An 18,043-nucleotide genomic window follows, 5' to 3' on the forward strand; every position below is an offset into this window, starting at 1 on the left:
ATCGCCGGGCGTGACGATGCCCTCGCACGCCGGCCGCTACAGGATCGGCGACCACACCATCGAACTCCGCGCTCCACGCCTGTCCGACGCCCGATCCTGGCGGAGCACGGTGCTCGAGCACGAGGAGCGACTCCGCCCCGCGTTCGCCACCCCGGACACGGACTGGGCGACGGAGCACTCCACCGCCGCGTGGGCGGAGCAGTGGTGGAGCTCCCGAAACGCCGAGACCACCGTGCTCTCACGCGTGCTCACCGTCGACGATGGCGCGGGCCAGCGGGTCGTCGGCCAACAGGCGATGCTCGGACCCGACCCGCGCGCCGGACACGTCGAATCCCTCACGTGGGTCGTCGGCCTGCCCGAGTCGAAGGCGGTCACGCTCTGGATGTCGGCTGTGAACGTCCTGGACACGTTCGCGCAGTCCCCCCATGTCTCGGCGGTCCTGGCCGTGCAGCCCGTGGAGAATCGTGGCTCGCTCGCGCTGGCCAAGGCGCTCGGCTTCACCTATCTCCAGACCGCGCGCTCACTGCGCATCTACGAAGGCGAACCCGTCGATCACACCATCTACGTCATGCACAACACCGCCGAATCCCGGCGTGACCTGCAGCGGATCATCGACTCGGTCGACCCACAACCCTTGCCGGCGAGCCGCGCGCCGCTGCCACCCGCCCACGCGGCGGTCGACCTGGCCCGGATCGGCGTCCGACGCCTGCGTGCCGGTCGCGCGGCGGGACGGGCCGTCCCCACCCGCGCGTTCCCGTCGCTCGCGCGCACCGACGACGGACTCGACATCGCTTTCGGGGCTCCGCGCGACGGACGCCATCCCGTGACCGTCGACGGTGCGCCGCTCGGTGCACTCGAGATCGACGTCGACGGCGGGAGCTCGACGACCACGATCATCGACCGGCTGCGCGCCGACGCGCCGTCCGCCCTCGCGGCCGCAGTCATCGTCGCCGCCTGCCGCGCCGCGGCGGAACGCCAGCACACCCGGCGCCTCACCGTGGCGCTGGCCGATCGGCACTCCCCCGCCCGCGACGCGCTCGCCGCGATCGGCTTCGCCTCCGAGGGAAAGACCCTACCGACGCTCGGGGACGAGGCCACGCCGCGCGAATCGTGGACCCGCCTCCGGGCGGAGTGACCTTGACCGCTCGGGCGGCGGGCCGGACCACGAGGACGGAGTTCACGCACTTCCCCTACTTCTTCGCGCGTCACTGCAGAGAGTATTTGCAGTAGCATTGTCGGGTGAGAACTCGGTCGGCCTCCGGCCGCTTCCGCGTCGGCGAACACGTCGTCGAGCTCCGTGCGCCCCGGCTCTCGGATGCCGACTCGTGGCGCCGCACCTGCTTGGAGCACGAGGAGCGGCTACGCCCCGCTTTCGGCCAGGCGAATGCCGATTGGCGCAAGGAACACTCGTCGACCGCGTGGGCCGACAAGTGGTGGTCCGCCCGTACCGACCCGTTCGTCGTCCACTCCCGGGTCCTGATCGCCGGGGACGGAGCCGGCGCACGCGTGGTGGGGCAGGTCGAGCACGTCGGACCGGACCCACGGACGGGCCACCTCGAGTCCTCGATCTGGATCGCAGGAATGCCGCGCAGTTCCCCTTCCATCGCGCAATGGGCACTCGCGATATGCGTGTTGGACATCTTCCTCGCGCTCCCGGATGTCCCGCGCATCGTCGCACCGGCGTGCGTGCAGAACCGCGCCGCGGCCACCCTCGCAGAATCGGTCGGTTTCCAGCACGTCCAGACTCTGCGCCGGCTGCGCGAGTACGCCGGAGAGCCCGCCGATCACGCGATCTACGCGATCGAGAACACCTCCGAGGCCCGCGCTCGACTGGCCGCGACACTCGACGCGATCGGGGCGGTGCCCCTGCCTCGACGGAGGGCGGCCGCACCATCACCGGCGGCGACGTTCGGAGCCGCCCGCCTCGGCGCACGCAAGGTGCGTGTTCGCATGCGCCCGTCGAGGCCGGAGGAGGCACTCCACGCCCTCCCGCGAGTCACGGGCACCGGCGATGCAACCACCGTCGAATTCGAGCCAGGGCGTGACGGGCTGTACGAGGCACACGTCGACGGCCGTCCAGCCGGCGCGGCCCAGATCTCCGTCGACCTGGGGACCTCGACGACCGAGATCATCGACCGCACGGCACACGAGGTGCCCGACGGAACGGCCGACGCCGTGATCATCGCCGCATGCCGGGCCGCTGCGGAGCGCCAGGACACCCGGCGGTTGACGATAGCCGCGGCCGACCCCAGCCCACATCTCACGGACGCGCTCGCAACCATCGGCTTCCGCCGCGAAGGCACCACCTGGCCCACCCGCGGCGACGAATCCACGCCGCGGGTGACATGGACCCGCCTGCGCGAGTAATCGATCCGGCGTTGCCGTAGGACGATGCGCACGGCCCGGGCCTGCCACTCACCGGGGCTAGTTCGCCTAGAAAATCACCCCAAATGAGTGATTCGTCGCATTTTTGCGGTACCATCGCGGTCATGACCATGACGCCGACCGCCGGTCGATTCCGCATCGGCGAGCACGAGAACAGCACTTGCGCAGTGACGTTCGAGGCGGTGAGCGACGGGCTGTATCAGGCGTTCACGGATGGCCGGCGAGTCGGCGACGTACAGGTGTCCGTCGACCTGAGGACCTCCACGACGGAGATCATCGACAGGATCCCACCCGACGCGGCGACGGACGCGGCGGTCATCGTGATCATCGCCGCCTGCCGCGCGGTCGCGGAGCACCAAGCAACCCGACGGCTGACGATCGCTGTGGCCGACCGGCACATGTCAGCTGCGCCCGCGCTCGAAACTCTCGGATTCGCCTCGGAGGGCCCTACGTGGCCCACGCTCGGCGACGAGTCCACGCCCCGCGCATCGTGGACTCGATTCCTGGACGGCTGACCGCTCAGGCGGCGGGGCGGACCACGAAGACCGAACTCGCGCGCTTCCCCGACTCCTGGAGCAGCGCGAAGACGCGGCCATCGGCGGTCGCCGCGGCGTAGACGCCGGGCAGGCCGACCGGCTCGAGCCATCGACCCAGCGCGAGGTCGACGGACTGCTCCTCGGTGATCTCGCGGATGGCGAAGCCCGCGGCGATCGCCTCGTCGATGCCGTAGGACAACCGCGGCGTCTCGAAGAGCTCGTCGAGGGTGATCGCGTGATCGAGCCCGTACGGCCCGACCCTGGTGCGACGCAACGCGGTCAGGTGCCCACCCACGCCGAGGCTCGCGCCCAGGTCGCGGGCGAGCGCCCGGACGTACGTGCCGGAGGAGCATTCGACGGTCACGTCGACGTCGAGGAAGCCGCCCTCGCGCCGGAAGGCGTGCGCCGCGAACTCGTCGACGGTGACCGGGCGGGCCTTGAGCTGCACGTCCGCCCCCTCGCGCACCAGCTGGTGGGCCCGCTTGCCGTCGACCTTGATGGCACTCACCGAGCTCGGCACCTGCTCGATCTCACCCGTCAGCGGCGCCATCGCGGCGCGCACGGCGTCCTCGTCGAGGCCCGCGGCGGGGGCGCCGCCGGTGACCTCGCCCTCGGCGTCGTCGGTGGACGTCGACGCACCGAGCCGGACGGTGGCCGAGTAGGCCTTGCTCGTGAGCGCGAGGTGGCCCAGCAGCTTCGTCGCCCGCTCGATGCCGATCACCAGCACGCCCGTCGCCATCGGGTCGAGGGTGCCGGCGTGACCGACCTTGCGCGTGCCCATCGCGCGCCGGCACCGCGCGACGACGTCGTGGCTGGTGAGGCCCGCGGGCTTGTCGACGATGACGAGTCCGGCGCCGTCGGGCTCGAGGAAGGTCCTGGCGGTGGTCATCTCACACCACCGCGATCGAGGTCACGATGAGGCCGTCGGTGATCCGCCACCGGCCGTCGAACGCGGCGACCGGCGCGCCGCCGTCGACGGTCCTGCCGTCGATGAGGATCCGCGAGTGGAAGGTGCCCTCCGCCGCGTCGTCGGCGCGCTCGGCGAGGTCGAAGGTGATCTCCGCATCCTCGAAGCCCAGCCAACGCCCGGTGATCGGGTTCCACGCCTTGTACGTGGCCTCCTTGGCGCAGAACAGCAGGCGGTCCCAGTGCAGCCCGTCGTCGGGGCGCGCAGCGAGCACCTCCCGCTCGGACTCCACGGAGACCGTGGGCAGCACCTTGTCGGGCAGGGCGAGATGCGGCTCGGCGTCGATGCCGATCGTGCGCACCCCCATCCGGTAACCGACGACCGCGCCGCGAAAGCCGTCGCAGTGCGTGAGGGCGCCCACCACGTTGCGCGGCCAGTCCACCCCGCCGCCCTCGCCCTTGACGAGGACGGCGTCGCCGATGCCCAACTCGCCCAGGGCCTCCCGGGCCAGGTGGCGCACCGTCGCGTACTCGGCCTGCCGCTTGGGCACGGCCTTGGCGATCTGCGCAGCCTCGCGCGGATGCAGGGGCGCGTCCAGATCGGCGTGCGCCTCCCGGGCGACCACGCCGCGCGGCAGCATCGACTGCAGGATCACTTCTCCCCCTCTTTCGCCCGCGCCGCCCGGCGCTCGGCGATCCGTTCCCGTGCCGCCACCCGGCGGTCGCCGAGGCGGGCCTGGGCCTTCGCGCGCTCGGCGGCGAACTTCTCCGGGTCGTCCCGGTACTTCGGGTCCACCTGGAAGTGGACGCCGTAGTGCCCGAGCGACTCCTCGGTGTAATCCGGCGCCGGCAGGATCCGGCGCAGCAGCGGCTCGGGCAGGCCCCGCTCCTGCCATTCCCGCGGGTAGCCCACCGAGACCTCCTCGAACCGCACCCCGTCGTACCAGGTGGTGCGCGGGATGTGCAGGTGGCCGTACACGACGGCCTCGGCGTTGTAGTCGACATGCCAGTCCGCCGTCGCGGTGGTGCCGCACCACAGCGAGAAGTCCGGGTAGAAGAGCACCTCGGTGGGTTCGCGGCGCAGGGGCCAGTGGTTCACGAGCACGGTGCGGGTGCCGGCGGGCAGGGCGGCGAGCCGACGGCGCGTGTACTCGAGCCGGGCACGGCACCAGGCGTCGCGGGTGGCGTAGGGCTCGGGCGAGAGCAGGAACTCGTCGGTCGCGACGACGCTCTTCTCCTTCGCTCGGGCCAGCGCCTGCAGCACGGTCAGCCCCTCGTCGCGGAAGCTGTAGTCGTAGAGCAGGAACATCGGGACGATCGTGACGGGCCCGGCGTCGGCGTCCTCGAACACCGGGAACGGGTCCTCCGGCGTGAGGACGCCGTGGTGCCGGCAGATCTCCACCAGGTGGTCGTACCGGGCCTCACCGAAGACCTGCATCGGGTCCTTCGAGGTGGTGTAGAGCTCGTGATTCCCCGGGACCCAGATCACCGTTGCGAACCGCGGGGCGATGGCGGCGAGCACCTCGTCCAGCTGGTCGGTGCGTTCGCAGAGGTCGCCCGCGAGGATCAGCCAGTCGTCGGGCGAGTCGGGCCACACCTTGTCGACGACGCCCTCGTTCCCTCGGTGCCCGACGTGCAGGTCACTGATCGCCCAGAGCTTCGCCACCCCTCCACGCTACCGGGCGGCGCCGGGGAGATCGCACACCCCGACCGAACACCAAGGCAAGCCTAACCGAATGCTATCTTTCCGGCATGACGATCGCATCAGGACCGAACCGCCGCCGATTCCTCGCCGCCACCCTCGCGGTGGCGACCGCCGTGACGCTCACCGCGTGCGGATCCGGCGGCGGCGACGCCGCACCCGCCCAGACGCGCACCGTCGCCCACGCCATGGGCGAGACCCAGGTACCGGCGAACCCGCAGCGCATCGTCGTCATCGACTCGCCGCACACGGACGCCCTGGTCGCGCTGGGCATCAAGCCGGTCGGCGCCGCCGTCGCGGCCGCGAACGAGGGCTTCCCCGGATACCTGCGCGACAAGCTCGACGGCACGGAGAACGTGGGCCTGATCGCCGGTCCCGACATCGAGGCGATCGCGAAGCTCCGGCCCGATCTCATCATCGGCTCGAAGGTCCGGCACGAGAAGCTCTACCAGCAGCTCTCCGCCATCGCCCCCACCGTGTACTCCGTGGACACCGGCACCAACTGGAAGGAGCAGGCGAACATCACCGCACTGGCGGTGAACCGCACGGATCAGATGGCCGCACAGCTCGCCGCGCTCGACGCGCGCGCCGCCGAGGTGGGCCGCAAGGTCGGGGCCCCCGGCAAGTCGGTCTCGATCGTGCGGTGGCGGGCGAACGGCACGTTCCGGATCTACGGCCCCGGCACGTTCTCCGGGAGCGTGATCACCGCGATGGGCTTCAGCATCCCGCCGAAGCCGTGGGGCGAGTACTCGATGATCGAGCCGTCGCTGGAGAACTTCGCGGAGATCAACGGCGACTACGTCTTCCACACCCCCGGCGCGAACTCGTCCGCCACCCAGCGGACCGTGACCGACCGCTGGGGCGCGCTGCCCGCCGTGGCCGCGAACCGCGCGTTCGCGGTCGACGACGAGACCTGGATGGTGGGGATCGGCGTGCTCGGCGCCGGCCGCATCATCGACGACGTGCAGCGGCACCTGCCTCCCGCGGCGTGATCGCGTCCCCCGGGGCCGGTCCGTGCGGACCGGCCCCCGGGCGCGCGGCCGCTCAGTAGTGTCGGACGCGATGAACGCCACGACCGACGCCCGACTCGCTCCGTACCCGCGGAAGCCGCCCGTCCTGTGGACCGACTGGGCCATGGTCGCGCTGGCCTTCGTCTCCGTGGGGCTGATCGTGTGGATCACGTTCTTCGACGTCTCCCCGGCCACTCTCCGGACGGTCCTCATCGTCGACGCCGTGATCTGTGCGGTCTTCGCCGCCGAGTTCCTGTGGCGGTGGCGCCAGGTGGGCTGGCATCGCCGGTTCCTCCTCGTCAACTGGTACGAGATCCTCGGCATGATCCCCGCGCTGATCGTGCCGAGCCCCGCGCCGCGACTGTTCCGACTGATCCGCATCGCGGTGGCCCTGGCCCGGCTCGCGCGGGCGATCGACCGGCTCTACGGCGACCGGATCACCGCCGCCGTCGTCAACCGCGCCACCGACACCGTCGTCGACGCCGTCAAGCGCCCGATCACCGTCGCCGTCCTCGACGAGGTCGCCGAGGTGCTCAAGTCCGGGCACTACACCAAGAACATCGCGGCCGCGCTCGAGGAGAACAAGCCCGAGATGACGGGCATGATCCTGGAGACGATCAAGAACGACCCGCAGACCAGGCGGGTCAAGTACATCCCGTTCCACGACGAGATCATCCAGCTGATCGTCGACACCACCTTCCGGATGGTGCTGCAGGTGCTCGCCGACGAGCGGACGGACGAGCTGGTCGCGGACATGCTGCGCGAGAACATCGACCAGATCCGGGACTCGGTCAAGCGCAAGGAGGACGCGGCGGCGAAGGCGAACGCGGGCAACACCGCCGTCACACGCCGCCCGCCGCCGTAACCGACCCGTTACGACGCAGTCACCCCCGCTGAACGCCGCGGCAGCACGATTTCCCCAACCCCGCACCGGGTGGTGCGGGCCGGAAGGGAACAACCGTGACCGCACTGCAACCCGCGGAAGCCGACGGCGCACCGTCGACCGCGCTCCGCGACGCCGCCGCGCGCGAGACGCTCGAGGACTACACCCTGCGGTTCGCGCCGCGCAGCTATCGCAAGTGGGGGCCCGCCGTCGTCGCCACCTCGGCGCTGGGCGGCATCGCCTACCTGGCCGACTTCGCCATCGGCGCGAACATCGGCATCGCCAACGGCACCGGCAACGCACTGTGGGGCATCGGCTTCTTCGCGCTGGTCATCGTGCTGACCGGTTATCCACTGGCGTACTACGCGGCGCGGTACAACATCGATCTCGACCTGATCACCCGCGGCAGCGGCTTCGGCTACTACGGTTCGGTACTCACGAACGTGATCTTCGCGTCGTTCACGTTCATCTTCTTCGCCCTCGAGGGCTCGATCATGGCGCAGGGCCTCGAACTCGGCCTGGGCATTCCGCTCTGGCTCGGGTACCTGCTGTCGTCCGTGCTGATCATCCCGTTGGTGATCTACGGCATGAACACGCTCGCGAAGCTGCAGGTGTGGACCACCCCTTTGTGGCTCGTGATGATGGTGCTGCCGTTCGGCTACCTGCTGTTCAAGCATCCCGAGGCCATCGGCGACTTCTTCGCCTTCGGCGGCATCGACACCGCCACCGGCGAGCCCCTGCACAAGGGCGTCAGCTTCGCGGGCACCATGCTCGCCGCGGGCGTCTGCCTCTCCCTCATCGCGCAGATCGCCGAGCAGATCGACTACCTGCGCTTCATGCCGCCCAAGACCCCCGAGAACTCGCGGCGCTGGTGGACTGCCGTGATCACCGCGGGCCCCGGCTGGGTCTTCTTCGGCGCCATCAAGCAGATCGTCGGCCTGTTCCTGGCCGTCTACCTGATCGGGATCACCATCGACAACGCGGGCATCGCGAACCAGCCCGTGCACCAGTTCGTGGAGATCTACCAGGACTTCCTGCCGCACTGGCTCGCGCTCACCCTCGCCGTGATCCTCGTGGTGATTAGCCAGATCAAGATCAACGTGACCAACGCCTACTCGGGCTCGCTGGCGTGGACCAACAGCTTCACCCGCGTCACCAAGACCTACCCCGGTCGCCTGGTGTTCCTCGTGTTCAACGTCGTCATCGCGATCGTGCTCATGGAGGCCGACATGTTCAGCTTCCTCAACAACCTGCTGAACTTCTACGCCAACTGCGGCATCGCCTGGATCGTCGCCGTCGCCAGCGACATCGCGATCAACAAGTACCTGCTGAAGATCTCGCCGAAGGTCCCGGAGTTCCGACGCGGCATGCTCTACGACATCAACCCGGTCGGCTTCGTCTCGGTGATCGTCGCTGCCGGGCTCTCCATCGCCGCGTTCTTCGGGCTCCTCGGCTCGGGCCTGCAGCCCTACTCGCCGCTGGTCGCCCTGGTCCTCGCACTCGTGCTGCCGCCGGTCCTCGCCGTCGCCACGCGGGGCAAGTACTACCTGCGCCGGTCCGACGACGGCATCGACCTGCCGATGTTCGACGAGTACGGCAACCCGTCGGGCGAGAAGCTCCTGTGCTGCGTGACCGGCGTCGAGTTCGAACGGCCCGACATGGCGGCCTCCGCGGTGCCCGGCCCCGACGGCGAGAAGCAGTACATCAGCTCGCTGGCCCTCTCGACCGACAAGTCGGGCGCGCACGTCCTGCCCGCGGATCCGCCGGTGAAGTAGGGACGCGTCTCCCGCTCAGGCGTCCGACGGTGCGCCGACCTCCCCGGTCGGCGCGCCGTCGTCGGCGTTCCGCTCCCGCAGGTGCATCAGGATCTCGGCGTGCCCCTGCAGGAAGGCCCGCTCGTCGAGCTTCTTGCGCCGCATCCACCCCGTGACCTCGGAGTTGCACTTGCTCGCATTGCACGAACGGCACGCGGGTACCACGTTCTGCTGGGTGTAGCGACCCCCGCGCGAGATCGGGAGCACGCAGTCCTTCTGGTAGGGCCCCGCTCCCCCGCAGTAGGCGCACACGCCCCACAGGCCGACGAGCTCGTCCCACTGCGCGCCGGTCAGGTCGTTGTCGGCGGCGGCGACGCGCTTCGCGCGACGGCGGGCGATCCGCGCCTTGCGGGTCCGCGACACGGGCGGCCTCGCGCGTTTCGGCGGCGGCGTGGACGACTGGGCTGGCACGGACTCACGATACCCACCAGATTCACTACCGATTCGGTAATTACCCTCCGGCGGCCCCGCGAAAGGAATACCGTCCACTCATGCCTACGTATGAATTCCGCTGCGCCCGTTGCGGACCGTTCGACGCGACCTTCAGCATGCGCGACGTCCCCGACGCGACGGCGTGTCGCTGTGGCGATCCGGCCCCGCGCGGGGTCACCGCGCCGCAGATCGGCCGCGCCGACCGCGGCGCCATGCGGCTCCTCGACGCCACGAAGGCCACCGCCGAACGACCGGCCGTCGTCGGCTCCCCCGCCGGCGCGCCGCGTCCGGGCCGGGGGCCGGCACCGTCGGACCCGCGGCACGCGCGCCTGCCCCGCCCCTGAGTTCCCACCCGAGAAGGTCCACCGAAGAAGAGAGGTCCGTCCCATGCCAGAGGTCGTATTCCCGCTCGACTCCTCGAAGAAGTTCACCGATCAGGAGAAGATCGGGCACAACCGGTGGCACTACGCCATCCCGCCGGCGGTCACCGTCAAGCCCGGCGACACCTTCCGGGTGCACTGCCGCGAGTGGTTCGACGGTGCCATTCACAACGACGACTCCGCCGAGGACATCCTCAACGCGCCGCTGACGACGGTGCACACGCTGTCCGGGCCGATCGCCGTCGAGGGCGCGAAGCCGGGCGACCTGCTCATCGTGGACATCGTGGACGTGGGCCCGATCCCGCAGGAGGACAGCGGCCCGCTCGCCGGGCAGGGCTGGGGCTACACCGGCATCTTCGCCAAGGAGAACGGCGGCGGATTCCTGACCGACCAGTTCCCCGACGCCTACAAGGCCGTCTGGGACTTCACCGGCCACACCGCCACCTCGCGGCACGTGCCGCACGTCAGCTTCACCGGCATCATCCACCCGGGCCTGATGGGCACGGCACCGTCGAAGGACCTACTGGCCCGCTGGAACGCCCGTGAGGCCGCGCTGATCGCGACCGATCCGGACCGTGTGCCGCCCCTGGCGCTGCCGCCCGAGCCGAACGACGCCATCCTCGGCACCCTCACCGGCGACGCCTTCGCCGCGGCCGCCGCGGAGGGCGCGCGCACCGCGCCGCCGCGCGAGAACGGCGGCAACCAGGACATCAAGAACCTCACCCGCGGCACCCGCGTCTTCTACCCGGTGTTCGTCGACGGCGCGAACCTGTCGGTCGGCGACCTGCACTTCAGCCAGGGCGACGGCGAGATCACCTTCTGCGGCGCCATCGAGATGGGCGGCTTCATCGACCTGCACGTCGACATCATCTCCGGCGGCATGGAGACCTACGGCGTCAGCGAGAACGCGATCTTCCTGCCCGGCGGCGACGTGGGCCCCCGGTACGAACAGTTCCTCGCCTTCTCCGGGACGTCGGTGACGCTCGACGGCGAGCAGCGGTACCTGGACTCGCACCTGTCGTACCAGCGCGCCTGCCTGCACGCGATCGACTACCTCACCAAGTTCGGCTACAGCCCGGAGCAGGCCTACCTGCTGCTCGGTGCGGCGCCGATCGAGGGCCGGCTGTCCGGCGTCGTCGACATCCCGAACTCCTGTGCCACGGTGTACATCCCGACGTCGATCTTCGACTTCGACGTGACCCCGGGCAAGAACGGTCCGGTGCAGATCGATCCCGGTCAGGGGGCGCCGCGCGCCTCGCGCTGATCCGCCCCTCCCCCGGCCCCGGGTGCACGGCCACGGCGAACCCGCCGCCCGCGCCCCGGGGCCGAGGCGTGCCCGGGCGACGAGAGGGCCGTGCCGAGGCGCGGTCAGCGCGGGAAGGGCAGGCCCGGGGGGATGGTGATGGTGCGCGGCGCGCCCGGCGGCAGGTCGATGCCGGGCGGGATGACCACGGTCGTCGGGTACGGCTGGGTGGTCGTCGGGGCGGCCGTCGTCGTCTCCGCCGTCGGGTAGGTCGTGGTGGGCGCGACGTACGGCGTGCCGCCCGCCGGCTGCTCCTGGGTGGCCGTCGGGGCGGGCGCCGTGGTGGTGGCCGCCGCCGAGGCGGAGGACGACGCGCGGGACGACGGGCTCGCGGGCGCGCTCTGCGCCGCCGAGGGATTCACGGTGAAGGAGGGCACCGACTCGGGGTCCGACGGGGTGCAGGCGACCGCCGCGCCGCACGCCGCGAGGACCGCCGCACCGGCGAGGGTCTTGCGGAACGCGGCCGTGCTCGTGATCACAGTGAATGCCATATGCGCTATCCGATCGTATTCGGGGCCGCATTGCAAGCCGGTCACGCCGGCGCGGTGCCCACCCGTTCCCACCGGTGCCCCTGGAAGCGGACGACCACGGCGGCGCAGCGGAGCACCATGAACGCCGCCAGGCCCGACCAGATCCCGGCCAGTCCCCAGCCGAAGGCGTACGACAGCCAGATCAGCGGCAGGAAGCCGACGAGCGCCGCGGCCATCGTCGCGGACCGGAGGTAGGCGGCGTCGGAGGCCCCGAGGAGCACCCCGTCGAGCGCGAAGACCACGCCCGCCACGGGGATCATCCCGACGAGGAACCACCACGGCACGGTGAGGGCGTCGAGGACGGCGGCGTCGGTGGTGAACAGCCGGGGCAGAGTGCCCTGCAGCGCGGCGAGCGCCGCGGCGATCCCCACCGCGAAGACCGTCGACCACGCGGTGACCCGGCGGCCCAAGGACCGCGCCGCGCCGGTGTTCCCCGCCCCGAGGGCGGCGCCGACGAGCGTCTGCGCGGCGATGGCCAAGGAGTCCAGCACGAGTGCCACGAAGTTCCACAGCTGCATGGCGATCTGGTGCGCGCCGACGTACTGCGCGCCCGCCCGCGCGGCGACCGCGCCCGCGGAGATGAAGCAGATCTGGAAGGAGAGGCTGCGCACGATCAGGTCGCGCCCCAGCACGAGTTGCGCCCGCACCAGATCGAGGCGCGGCCGCAGCGCCGCGACCGAGCCGTCTCCGCCCGCCCGGGCCGCGCGCACGACGGCGCCGAGGAAGAGCAGCCCGCTCACGATCTGCCCGGCGAGGTTCGCCCACGCGGAGCCGACCAGGCCGAGCTCGGGCGCACCGCCCCAGCCGAAGACGAGGGCGGGGCACAGCACCGTCGACAGGCCCAGCCCGACCAGTACGAAGACCAGGGGCGCGCGGGGCCGCTGCACGCCGCGGAGCCAGCCGTTCCCGGCCATCGTGATCAGGATCAGCGGGATCCCGAAGGAGGCCACGCGAAGCCACGACTCGGCGGCCTCGGCGATCTCCGCGCGGCCGGCGATCACCCGTGTGATCGGGCCGGCGAAGCCCTGCACGAGGGCCAGTAGGACGGTGCCCACGGCGAGCGCGATCCACGTCGCCTGCACGCCCTCGACGACGGCGCCGCCGGGGTCGCCCGCGCCGTAGCGGCGGGCCGAGCGCGAGGTGGTGCCGTAGGAGAGGAAGGTCAGCTGCGTGGAGACGGTGGCGAGGATGAGGCCGCCGACTGCGAGGCCGGCCAGCGGCAACGCGCCCAGGCGACCGATGACGGCCGTGTCCCACAGCAGGTACAGGGGTTCCGCGGCGAGTACCCCGAGGGCGGGCAGTGCCTGGCCGACGATGCGCCGGCCGAGCCCGGTGGGCACGGCTGCGGTCGCGGTCACGCGGTTCCCGTCATACGGGAGATCAGACCCGGGCGAGGAAGGCGACGACCACGTCGTCGCTCGTCCCGGTGGCGGAGTAGCCCGCGGCGAGCCGGTGGCCGCCGCCGCCGAAGCCGCGCGCCACTTCCGAGACGTCGAGATCGGTGCGCGCCCGCAGCGAGGCGGACCATTCGCCGCTGTCGCTCTCCTTGAAAAGGGCGGCGACCTCGCAGTCCTCGGCGGTGCGCAGCAGGTCGATGAGCGATTCCGCGGCGTCCCAGCCGAGCGGCCCGCGATCGGCCGCGCGGCACACGGCGTACACCGCGCCCCGTCCGCCGAAGGCCTCGGGCACCGCGGTCGCGGAACCCAGCACCGCGGCGACCATGGAGAACCAGGCGCGGGGGTGGCTGTCGAGCAGGTCGCGCGAGAGCTCGCGCCCGCGCGCGCCCGCGGCGAGCAGGCGGCCCGCCACGACGTGCCCGGCGGGCGTCGCCCAGCGGAACGAGCCCGTGTCGGTGATCAGCCCGGCGTACAGGCAGTCGGCCGTCCCCGCGTCCAGCTCCGCGCCGAGCGCGTCGATGACCGCGAGCACGAGTTCGGTGGTGCAGTTGGCAGCCGGGTCGATCAGGTCGACGGTGCCGAATCCGGTGTTCGTCGCGTGGTGGTCGATGACCACCCGCACGGGGTGGCCGTGGAAGGACTCCTCGAGTCCCGCGAGCCGCTCCGAACTGGCGCAATCGACCGCGACGGCGACCTCCGCATCCGCGTTCGGCGCGGTGAAACCGTCGACGCCGGGGAGCAGGCCGATCCCGGACGGCAGGTCCGGGCCCGGATGGCTGACGGTGACGTGGGCGCCGCGGGCGCGCAGCACCCGTGCCAGGCCCAGTCCCGAGCCGAGGGTGTCCGCGTCGGGACGCACGTGGCAGTACACCGCCACGCTCCGCGCACCGTCCAGCGCCGCCGCAGCGGCGGCGGCGTCTGTCACCGCTCGGCCCCGTCCGGTTCGTCGTCGGCGTCCTCGTCGTCGTGCTTGTAGGGGTCCGCCTCGCCCGCGGGCTTCGCGGTGGCGGCGACGGCGGCGACCCGCTCGTCCTGCTCACGGGCCTTGGCGAGCAGCGCCTCCATGTTCGCGACGGCGGCGGGCACCCCGTCGAGCTCGAACCGCAGGGTGGGCGTGAACCGCACACCCGTGCCCGCGCCGACCTTGCTGCGGAGCTGGCCACGGGCCTTCTCCAGGCCGGCGGCGGCCGCCTCGTAGTCGGGCTCGACGTCGAGCGTCGGGCCCATGACGGTGTAGAAGACCGTCGCGTCGTGCAGGTCGTTGGTCACGCGGGTATCGGTGACGGTGACGTAGTCGAGCCGCGGATCCTTGATGTCGTGCTCGATCGCGGTCGCGACGATGGTCCCGATCCGCTTGGCGAGCCGAGCGGCCCTTGCCGGGTCAGCCATGGCCAGTCCCTCCCTTACGCGTCGAACGGTCGATCAGTGGAACGGTGTGATCAACCGATGGAACAGCGAGCATATCCCGGTGTGGGACTGCAGCGTCGGCACCTGCGTCCACCACACTCAATCCCGTGTCGGGCGCTTCAGTCCTCCGGCCCCCAGAGGCGCCGCCGCACCGACAACAATTCGACCTCGGGGTGCCCCGCGGCGGTGCGTTCGCACCGATCGAGGACCTCCCCGACGTGGCCCGCATCCGGCCCGACGAGCCCGACGCCGATCAGGGCGCGTCGATGCAGGTCCTGGTAGCCCACCTCGGCGGCGCTGACGGAGAACCGGCGCAGCTCCGCGAGGATCGGCCGGAGCACGGAACGCTTGTGCTTGAGCGAGTGCACGTCGCCCAGCAGCAGATCTATCTCAATGACACCTGTGAACATCTGTCGGGCCACCCGGCCGAAGGAACATCAGTCGCGCGGCTTCTCGACCAGCTCGTAGGTCTCGATCACGTCACCGACCTTGATGTCGGAGTACGAGAGCGTCAGACCGCATTCGTAGCCCTCGCGGACCTCGGTCGCGTCGTCCTTCTCGCGCTTGAGCGAAGTGACCGTGAGGTTCTCGGCCACGACCTTCGAATCGCGGAGCAGGCGCGCCTTCGCGTTGCGGCGCATGATCCCGGACTGGACCATGCAACCCGCGATGTTGCCCACCTTGGACGACTTGAAGATCGCGCGGATCTCGGCCTGGCCGAGCTCCTTCTCCTCGTAGACCGGCTTGAGCATGCCCTTGAGCGCGGCCTCGACCTCGTCGATCGCCTGGTAGATCACCGAGTAGTACCGGATCTCCACGCCCTCGCGGTTGGCGAGCTCGGTGGCCTTGCCCTCGGCCCGCACGTTGAAGGCGATGATGATCGCGTTCGACGCGGACGCCAGGTTGATGTTGGTCTCCGTGACGCCACCGACACCGCGATCGATGACCCGCAGCTGCACCTCGTCGTCGATCTCGATCCCCAGCAGGGCCTCCTCGAGCGCCTCCACGGTGCCCGAGTTGTCGCCCTTCAGGATGAGGTTGAGCTGGCTGGTCTCCTTCAGCGCGGCATCCAGATCCTCCAGCGAGACGCGCTTGCGCGACTTGGCCGCCAGGGCGTTGCGCTTGCGCGCCGCGCGCCGGTCGGCGATCTGCCGGGCGATCCGGTCCTCGTCGACCACGAGCAGGTTGTCGCCTGCGCCGGGCACCGAGGTGAAGCCGATGACCTGGGCGGGACGCGAAGGCAGTGCCTCCGTGATGTCGTCGCCGTTCTCGTCGACCATGCGCCGGACGCGACCGTAGGCGTCGCCCGCCACGATCGAGTCGCCGACCCGCAGGGTGCCGCGCTGGATGAGCACGGTGGCCACGGGGCCGCGGCCGCGGTCGAGGTGCGCCTCGATCGCGACGCCCTGCGCGTCCATGTCGGGGTTGGCCCGCAGGTCCAGCGAGGCGTCGGCCGTCAGCAGCACCGCTTCGAGCAGCGCCTCGACGTTCGTGCCCTGCTTCGCGGAGATGTCGACGAACATCGTGTCGCCGCCGTACTCCTCGGGGATCAGGCCGTACTCGGTGAGCTGGCCGCGGATCTTCTCCGGCTGCGCGCCCTCCTTGTCGATCTTGTTCACCGCGACGACGATCGGCACGTCGGCCGCCTGCGCGTGGTTGATGGCCTCCACCGTCTGCGGCATGACGCCGTCGTCGGCCGCGACCACGAGGATCGCGAGGTCGGTGGCCTTCGCACCACGGGCACGCATGGCGGTGAACGCCTCGTGACCCGGGGTGTCGATGAACGTGATCAGACGCTCGTTGCCGTCGAGCTCGGTGAGCACCTGGTAGGCACCGATGTGCTGCGTGATGCCACCGGCCTCGCCCTCGCGGACGTTCGCCTTACGGATCGTGTCCAGCAGTCGGGTCTTACCGTGATCGACGTGACCCATGACGGTGACCACCGGCGGGCGCTGCTCGAGGTCGTCCTCGTCGCCCTCGTCCTCGCCGTAGGTGAGGTCGAAGCTGTCGAGCAGCTCGCGGTCCTCGTCCTCGGGGCTGACGACCTGGACGACGTAGTTCATCTCCTCGCCCAGCAGCACGAGGGTCTCCTCGTTCACCGACTGGGTGGCGGTGACCATCTCGCCCAGGTTGAACAGCGCCTGGACCAGCGATGCCGGGTTCGCGTCGATCTTCTCGGCGAAGTCGCTCAGCGACGCGCCGCGGGCGAGACGGATCGTCTCGCCACCGCCACGGGGCAAACGGACGCCACCGGCGATCGGCGCCTGCATGCTTTCGTACTCGGCGCGTTTCGCCCGCTTCGACTTACGGCCACGACGCGGCGCGCCACCGGGACGACCGAAGGCACCCGCGGTGCCGCCGGGACGGCCACGACCGCCGCCACCGGGACGACCGCGGAAACCGCCCGCGGGAGCACCCGTGCCTGCACCGGCACCGCCGCCGGGACCACCGCGGTAGCCACCGCCACCGCCGCCGGGACGACCACCGGGCCCACCACGGCCACCGGGGCCGGGACGGCCCTGTGCCGCCGGACGCGCAGCGCGCGAGGGCATGGCACCGGGGTTCGGGCGGGGAGGCATGCTGCCCGGGGTCGGACGCGGGCCGCCGGGGCCGGCCGCCGGGCGACCGCCCTGGGGACGGGGACCGCCCTGGCCGGGAGCCGGACGGGCGCCGCCCTGCGGACGGGGACCGCCCTGGCCGGGAGCCGGACGGGCGCCGCCCTGCGGACGCGGGCCACCGGGGCCCGGCTGCGGACGCGGCGCACGCTCGACGGGAGCCTGCGAGGAGAACGGGTTGTTGCCCACCTTCGGGGTGCGCGGACCGGGCTTGGGGCCGGCCGGGCGCGGGCCCGGACGTGCCGCCGGAGCGGCGGGCGCCGCCGCCTCGGGCGCCGACGGTGCCGCGCTCGCGGCGGGAGCCGCGGGAGCGGTGGGCGCCGCCGGTGCGGCGGGCTCCGGGGTCGGCTCCGGCGCGGCCGGCGCCGCGGGACGCGGGCCGGGTCGAGCCGAAGTGGGACGGGGTGCATCCGCGGCGGGTGCCGAGGGCGCGGGGGTGCTCGCGGCCGCGGGGCCGGGCTTGCGGGCCGGGGCGGGGCCCGGCTTGGCGCCGCCGTCGGACTTGGGTCCGTACGACTCGCGCAGGCGTCGCGCGACGGGGGCTTCCACCGTCGACGACGCGGACTTCACGAACTCGCCCTGCTCACTGAGCCGTGCGAGAACTTCCTTGCTGGTGACACCGAGCTCTTTAGCCAACTCGTGCACGCGGGCCTTGCCTGCCACTCTTCTCCTCAAATGTGAGGTCGAGGGCATCACTGGTCCCGCCGACCTCGGTTAGTTACTCCGATTGCCGTTCATCGCTG

The 18,043-nt window shown here is 71.4% G+C and carries 18 protein-coding genes; 8 read left to right on the forward strand and 10 right to left on the reverse strand.

Annotated elements, in window-relative coordinates:
- Positions 1-16: 16 nt before the first annotated feature.
- From WFK95_RS09575 to WFK95_RS09585, 3 genes are all read left to right on the forward strand, one after another.
- Positions 17-1,135: a GNAT family N-acetyltransferase gene (locus WFK95_RS09575; protein WP_336670733.1), complete on the forward strand. Its 1,119-nt coding sequence runs from the start codon at positions 17-19 to the stop codon at positions 1,133-1,135.
- 104 nt (positions 1,136-1,239) lie between these two features.
- Positions 1,240-2,367, forward strand: coding sequence for a GNAT family N-acetyltransferase (locus tag WFK95_RS09580; protein ID WP_336670521.1), 1,128 nt, complete (start codon positions 1,240-1,242; stop codon positions 2,365-2,367).
- 122 nt (positions 2,368-2,489) lie between these two features.
- The gene (locus tag WFK95_RS09585; protein WP_336670522.1) at positions 2,490-2,900 is read left to right on the forward strand and encodes a hypothetical protein; all 411 of its coding nucleotides are present in this window, start codon (positions 2,490-2,492) and stop codon (positions 2,898-2,900) included.
- A 4-nt stretch (positions 2,901-2,904) separates the two neighbouring features.
- Here WFK95_RS09585 and truB read toward each other — a convergent pair whose 3' ends face one another.
- From truB to WFK95_RS09600, 3 genes are read right to left on the reverse strand one after another with little or no spacing between them, the layout of a single operon-like run.
- Positions 2,905-3,810: a tRNA pseudouridine(55) synthase TruB gene (gene truB, locus WFK95_RS09590; RefSeq protein WP_336670523.1), complete on the reverse strand. Its 906-nt coding sequence runs from the start codon at positions 3,808-3,810 to the stop codon at positions 2,905-2,907.
- A 1-nt stretch (position 3,811) separates the two neighbouring features.
- Positions 3,812-4,480: a 4'-phosphopantetheinyl transferase family protein gene (locus tag WFK95_RS09595; RefSeq protein WP_308011468.1), complete on the reverse strand. Its 669-nt coding sequence runs from the start codon at positions 4,478-4,480 to the stop codon at positions 3,812-3,814.
- Complete coding sequence (locus WFK95_RS09600) at positions 4,480-5,493, reverse strand: metallophosphoesterase family protein (protein ID WP_336670524.1); 1,014 nt, start codon at positions 5,491-5,493, stop codon at positions 4,480-4,482. Before WFK95_RS09600 ends, WFK95_RS09595 begins: the two co-directional genes overlap by 1 nt.
- 86 nt (positions 5,494-5,579) lie before the next feature.
- On the opposite strand from WFK95_RS09600, the gene WFK95_RS09605 reads away from it, so the two are divergent.
- The 3 genes from WFK95_RS09605 (at position 5,580) to WFK95_RS09615 (ending at position 9,197) form a co-directional block, all read left to right on the forward strand.
- Positions 5,580-6,521 (forward strand): ABC transporter substrate-binding protein, encoded by a 942-nt coding sequence (locus WFK95_RS09605; protein WP_336670525.1) that lies wholly within the window; start codon positions 5,580-5,582, stop codon positions 6,519-6,521.
- A 70-nt stretch (positions 6,522-6,591) separates the two neighbouring features.
- Positions 6,592-7,404: an ion transporter gene (locus WFK95_RS09610; protein WP_336670526.1), complete on the forward strand. Its 813-nt coding sequence runs from the start codon at positions 6,592-6,594 to the stop codon at positions 7,402-7,404.
- 95 nt (positions 7,405-7,499) lie between these two features.
- Complete coding sequence (locus WFK95_RS09615; RefSeq protein ID WP_415678226.1) at positions 7,500-9,197, forward strand: purine-cytosine permease family protein; 1,698 nt, start codon at positions 7,500-7,502, stop codon at positions 9,195-9,197.
- Between the two features lie 15 nt (positions 9,198-9,212).
- Here WFK95_RS09615 and WFK95_RS09620 read toward each other — a convergent pair whose 3' ends face one another.
- Positions 9,213-9,599, reverse strand: coding sequence for an HNH endonuclease (locus WFK95_RS09620; protein WP_224649705.1), 387 nt, complete (start codon positions 9,597-9,599; stop codon positions 9,213-9,215).
- Between the two features lie 128 nt (positions 9,600-9,727).
- On the opposite strand from WFK95_RS09620, the gene WFK95_RS09625 reads away from it, so the two are divergent.
- Entirely contained in the window at positions 9,728-10,012 is a 285-nt protein-coding gene (locus tag WFK95_RS09625) for an FmdB family zinc ribbon protein (protein WP_224649674.1), read from the forward strand.
- Positions 10,013-10,055: 43 nt separating this feature from the next.
- Entirely contained in the window at positions 10,056-11,312 is a 1,257-nt protein-coding gene (gene fmdA / locus WFK95_RS09630; RefSeq protein ID WP_336670527.1) for a formamidase, read from the forward strand.
- 104 nt (positions 11,313-11,416) lie between these two features.
- Here the strand turns inward: fmdA and WFK95_RS09635 are convergent, their stop codons facing one another.
- From WFK95_RS09635 to infB, 6 genes are all read right to left on the reverse strand, one after another.
- On the reverse strand, positions 11,417-11,842 hold the full coding sequence (locus WFK95_RS09635) for a hypothetical protein (RefSeq protein WP_224649678.1): 426 nt from the start codon (positions 11,840-11,842) through the stop codon (positions 11,417-11,419).
- 41 nt (positions 11,843-11,883) lie between these two features.
- Positions 11,884-13,239, reverse strand: coding sequence for an MATE family efflux transporter (locus WFK95_RS09640; RefSeq protein WP_336670528.1), 1,356 nt, complete (start codon positions 13,237-13,239; stop codon positions 11,884-11,886).
- A gap of 22 nt (positions 13,240-13,261) precedes the next feature.
- Positions 13,262-14,203 (reverse strand): DHH family phosphoesterase, encoded by a 942-nt coding sequence (locus tag WFK95_RS09645; RefSeq protein WP_224649682.1) that lies wholly within the window; start codon positions 14,201-14,203, stop codon positions 13,262-13,264.
- Positions 14,200-14,667 (reverse strand): 30S ribosome-binding factor RbfA, encoded by a 468-nt coding sequence (gene rbfA, locus WFK95_RS09650; protein ID WP_224649685.1) that lies wholly within the window; start codon positions 14,665-14,667, stop codon positions 14,200-14,202. Before rbfA ends, WFK95_RS09645 begins: the two co-directional genes overlap by 4 nt.
- 137 nt (positions 14,668-14,804) lie before the next feature.
- Complete coding sequence (locus WFK95_RS09655) at positions 14,805-15,095, reverse strand: DUF503 domain-containing protein (protein ID WP_224649707.1); 291 nt, start codon at positions 15,093-15,095, stop codon at positions 14,805-14,807.
- Positions 15,096-15,122: 27 nt separating this feature from the next.
- A complete protein-coding gene (gene infB / locus WFK95_RS09660) occupies positions 15,123-17,963 on the reverse strand; it encodes a translation initiation factor IF-2 (protein WP_443081538.1) in 2,841 nt (946 codons plus the stop codon).
- Positions 17,964-18,043 lie beyond the last annotated feature (80 nt).

Source organism: Tsukamurella sp. USMM236 (assembly GCF_037148755.1).
In the GTDB taxonomy this organism is placed as follows: Bacteria; Actinomycetota; Actinomycetes; order Mycobacteriales; family Mycobacteriaceae; genus Tsukamurella.

What these genes read in the sequence shown, in the direction of transcription:
- WFK95_RS09575 (WP_336670733.1), top strand. Translation starts at nt 17, where the DNA reads ATGCCCTCGCACGCCGGCCGCTACAGGATCGGCGACCACACCATCGAA.
- WFK95_RS09585 (WP_336670522.1), top strand. Translation starts at nt 2,490, where the DNA reads ATGACCATGACGCCGACCGCCGGTCGATTCCGCATCGGCGAGCACGAG.
- truB (WP_336670523.1), bottom strand. Translation starts at nt 3,810, where the DNA reads ATGACCACCGCCAGGACCTTCCTCGAGCCCGACGGCGCCGGACTCGTC.
- WFK95_RS09605 (WP_336670525.1), top strand. Translation starts at nt 5,580, where the DNA reads ATGACGATCGCATCAGGACCGAACCGCCGCCGATTCCTCGCCGCCACC.
- WFK95_RS09610 (WP_336670526.1), top strand. Translation starts at nt 6,592, where the DNA reads ATGAACGCCACGACCGACGCCCGACTCGCTCCGTACCCGCGGAAGCCG.
- WFK95_RS09625 (WP_224649674.1), top strand. Translation starts at nt 9,728, where the DNA reads ATGCCTACGTATGAATTCCGCTGCGCCCGTTGCGGACCGTTCGACGCG.
- fmdA (WP_336670527.1), top strand. Translation starts at nt 10,056, where the DNA reads ATGCCAGAGGTCGTATTCCCGCTCGACTCCTCGAAGAAGTTCACCGAT.
- WFK95_RS09635 (WP_224649678.1), bottom strand. Translation starts at nt 11,842, where the DNA reads ATGGCATTCACTGTGATCACGAGCACGGCCGCGTTCCGCAAGACCCTC.
- rbfA (WP_224649685.1), bottom strand. Translation starts at nt 14,667, where the DNA reads ATGGCTGACCCGGCAAGGGCCGCTCGGCTCGCCAAGCGGATCGGGACC.
- WFK95_RS09655 (WP_224649707.1), bottom strand. Translation starts at nt 15,095, where the DNA reads ATGTTCACAGGTGTCATTGAGATAGATCTGCTGCTGGGCGACGTGCAC.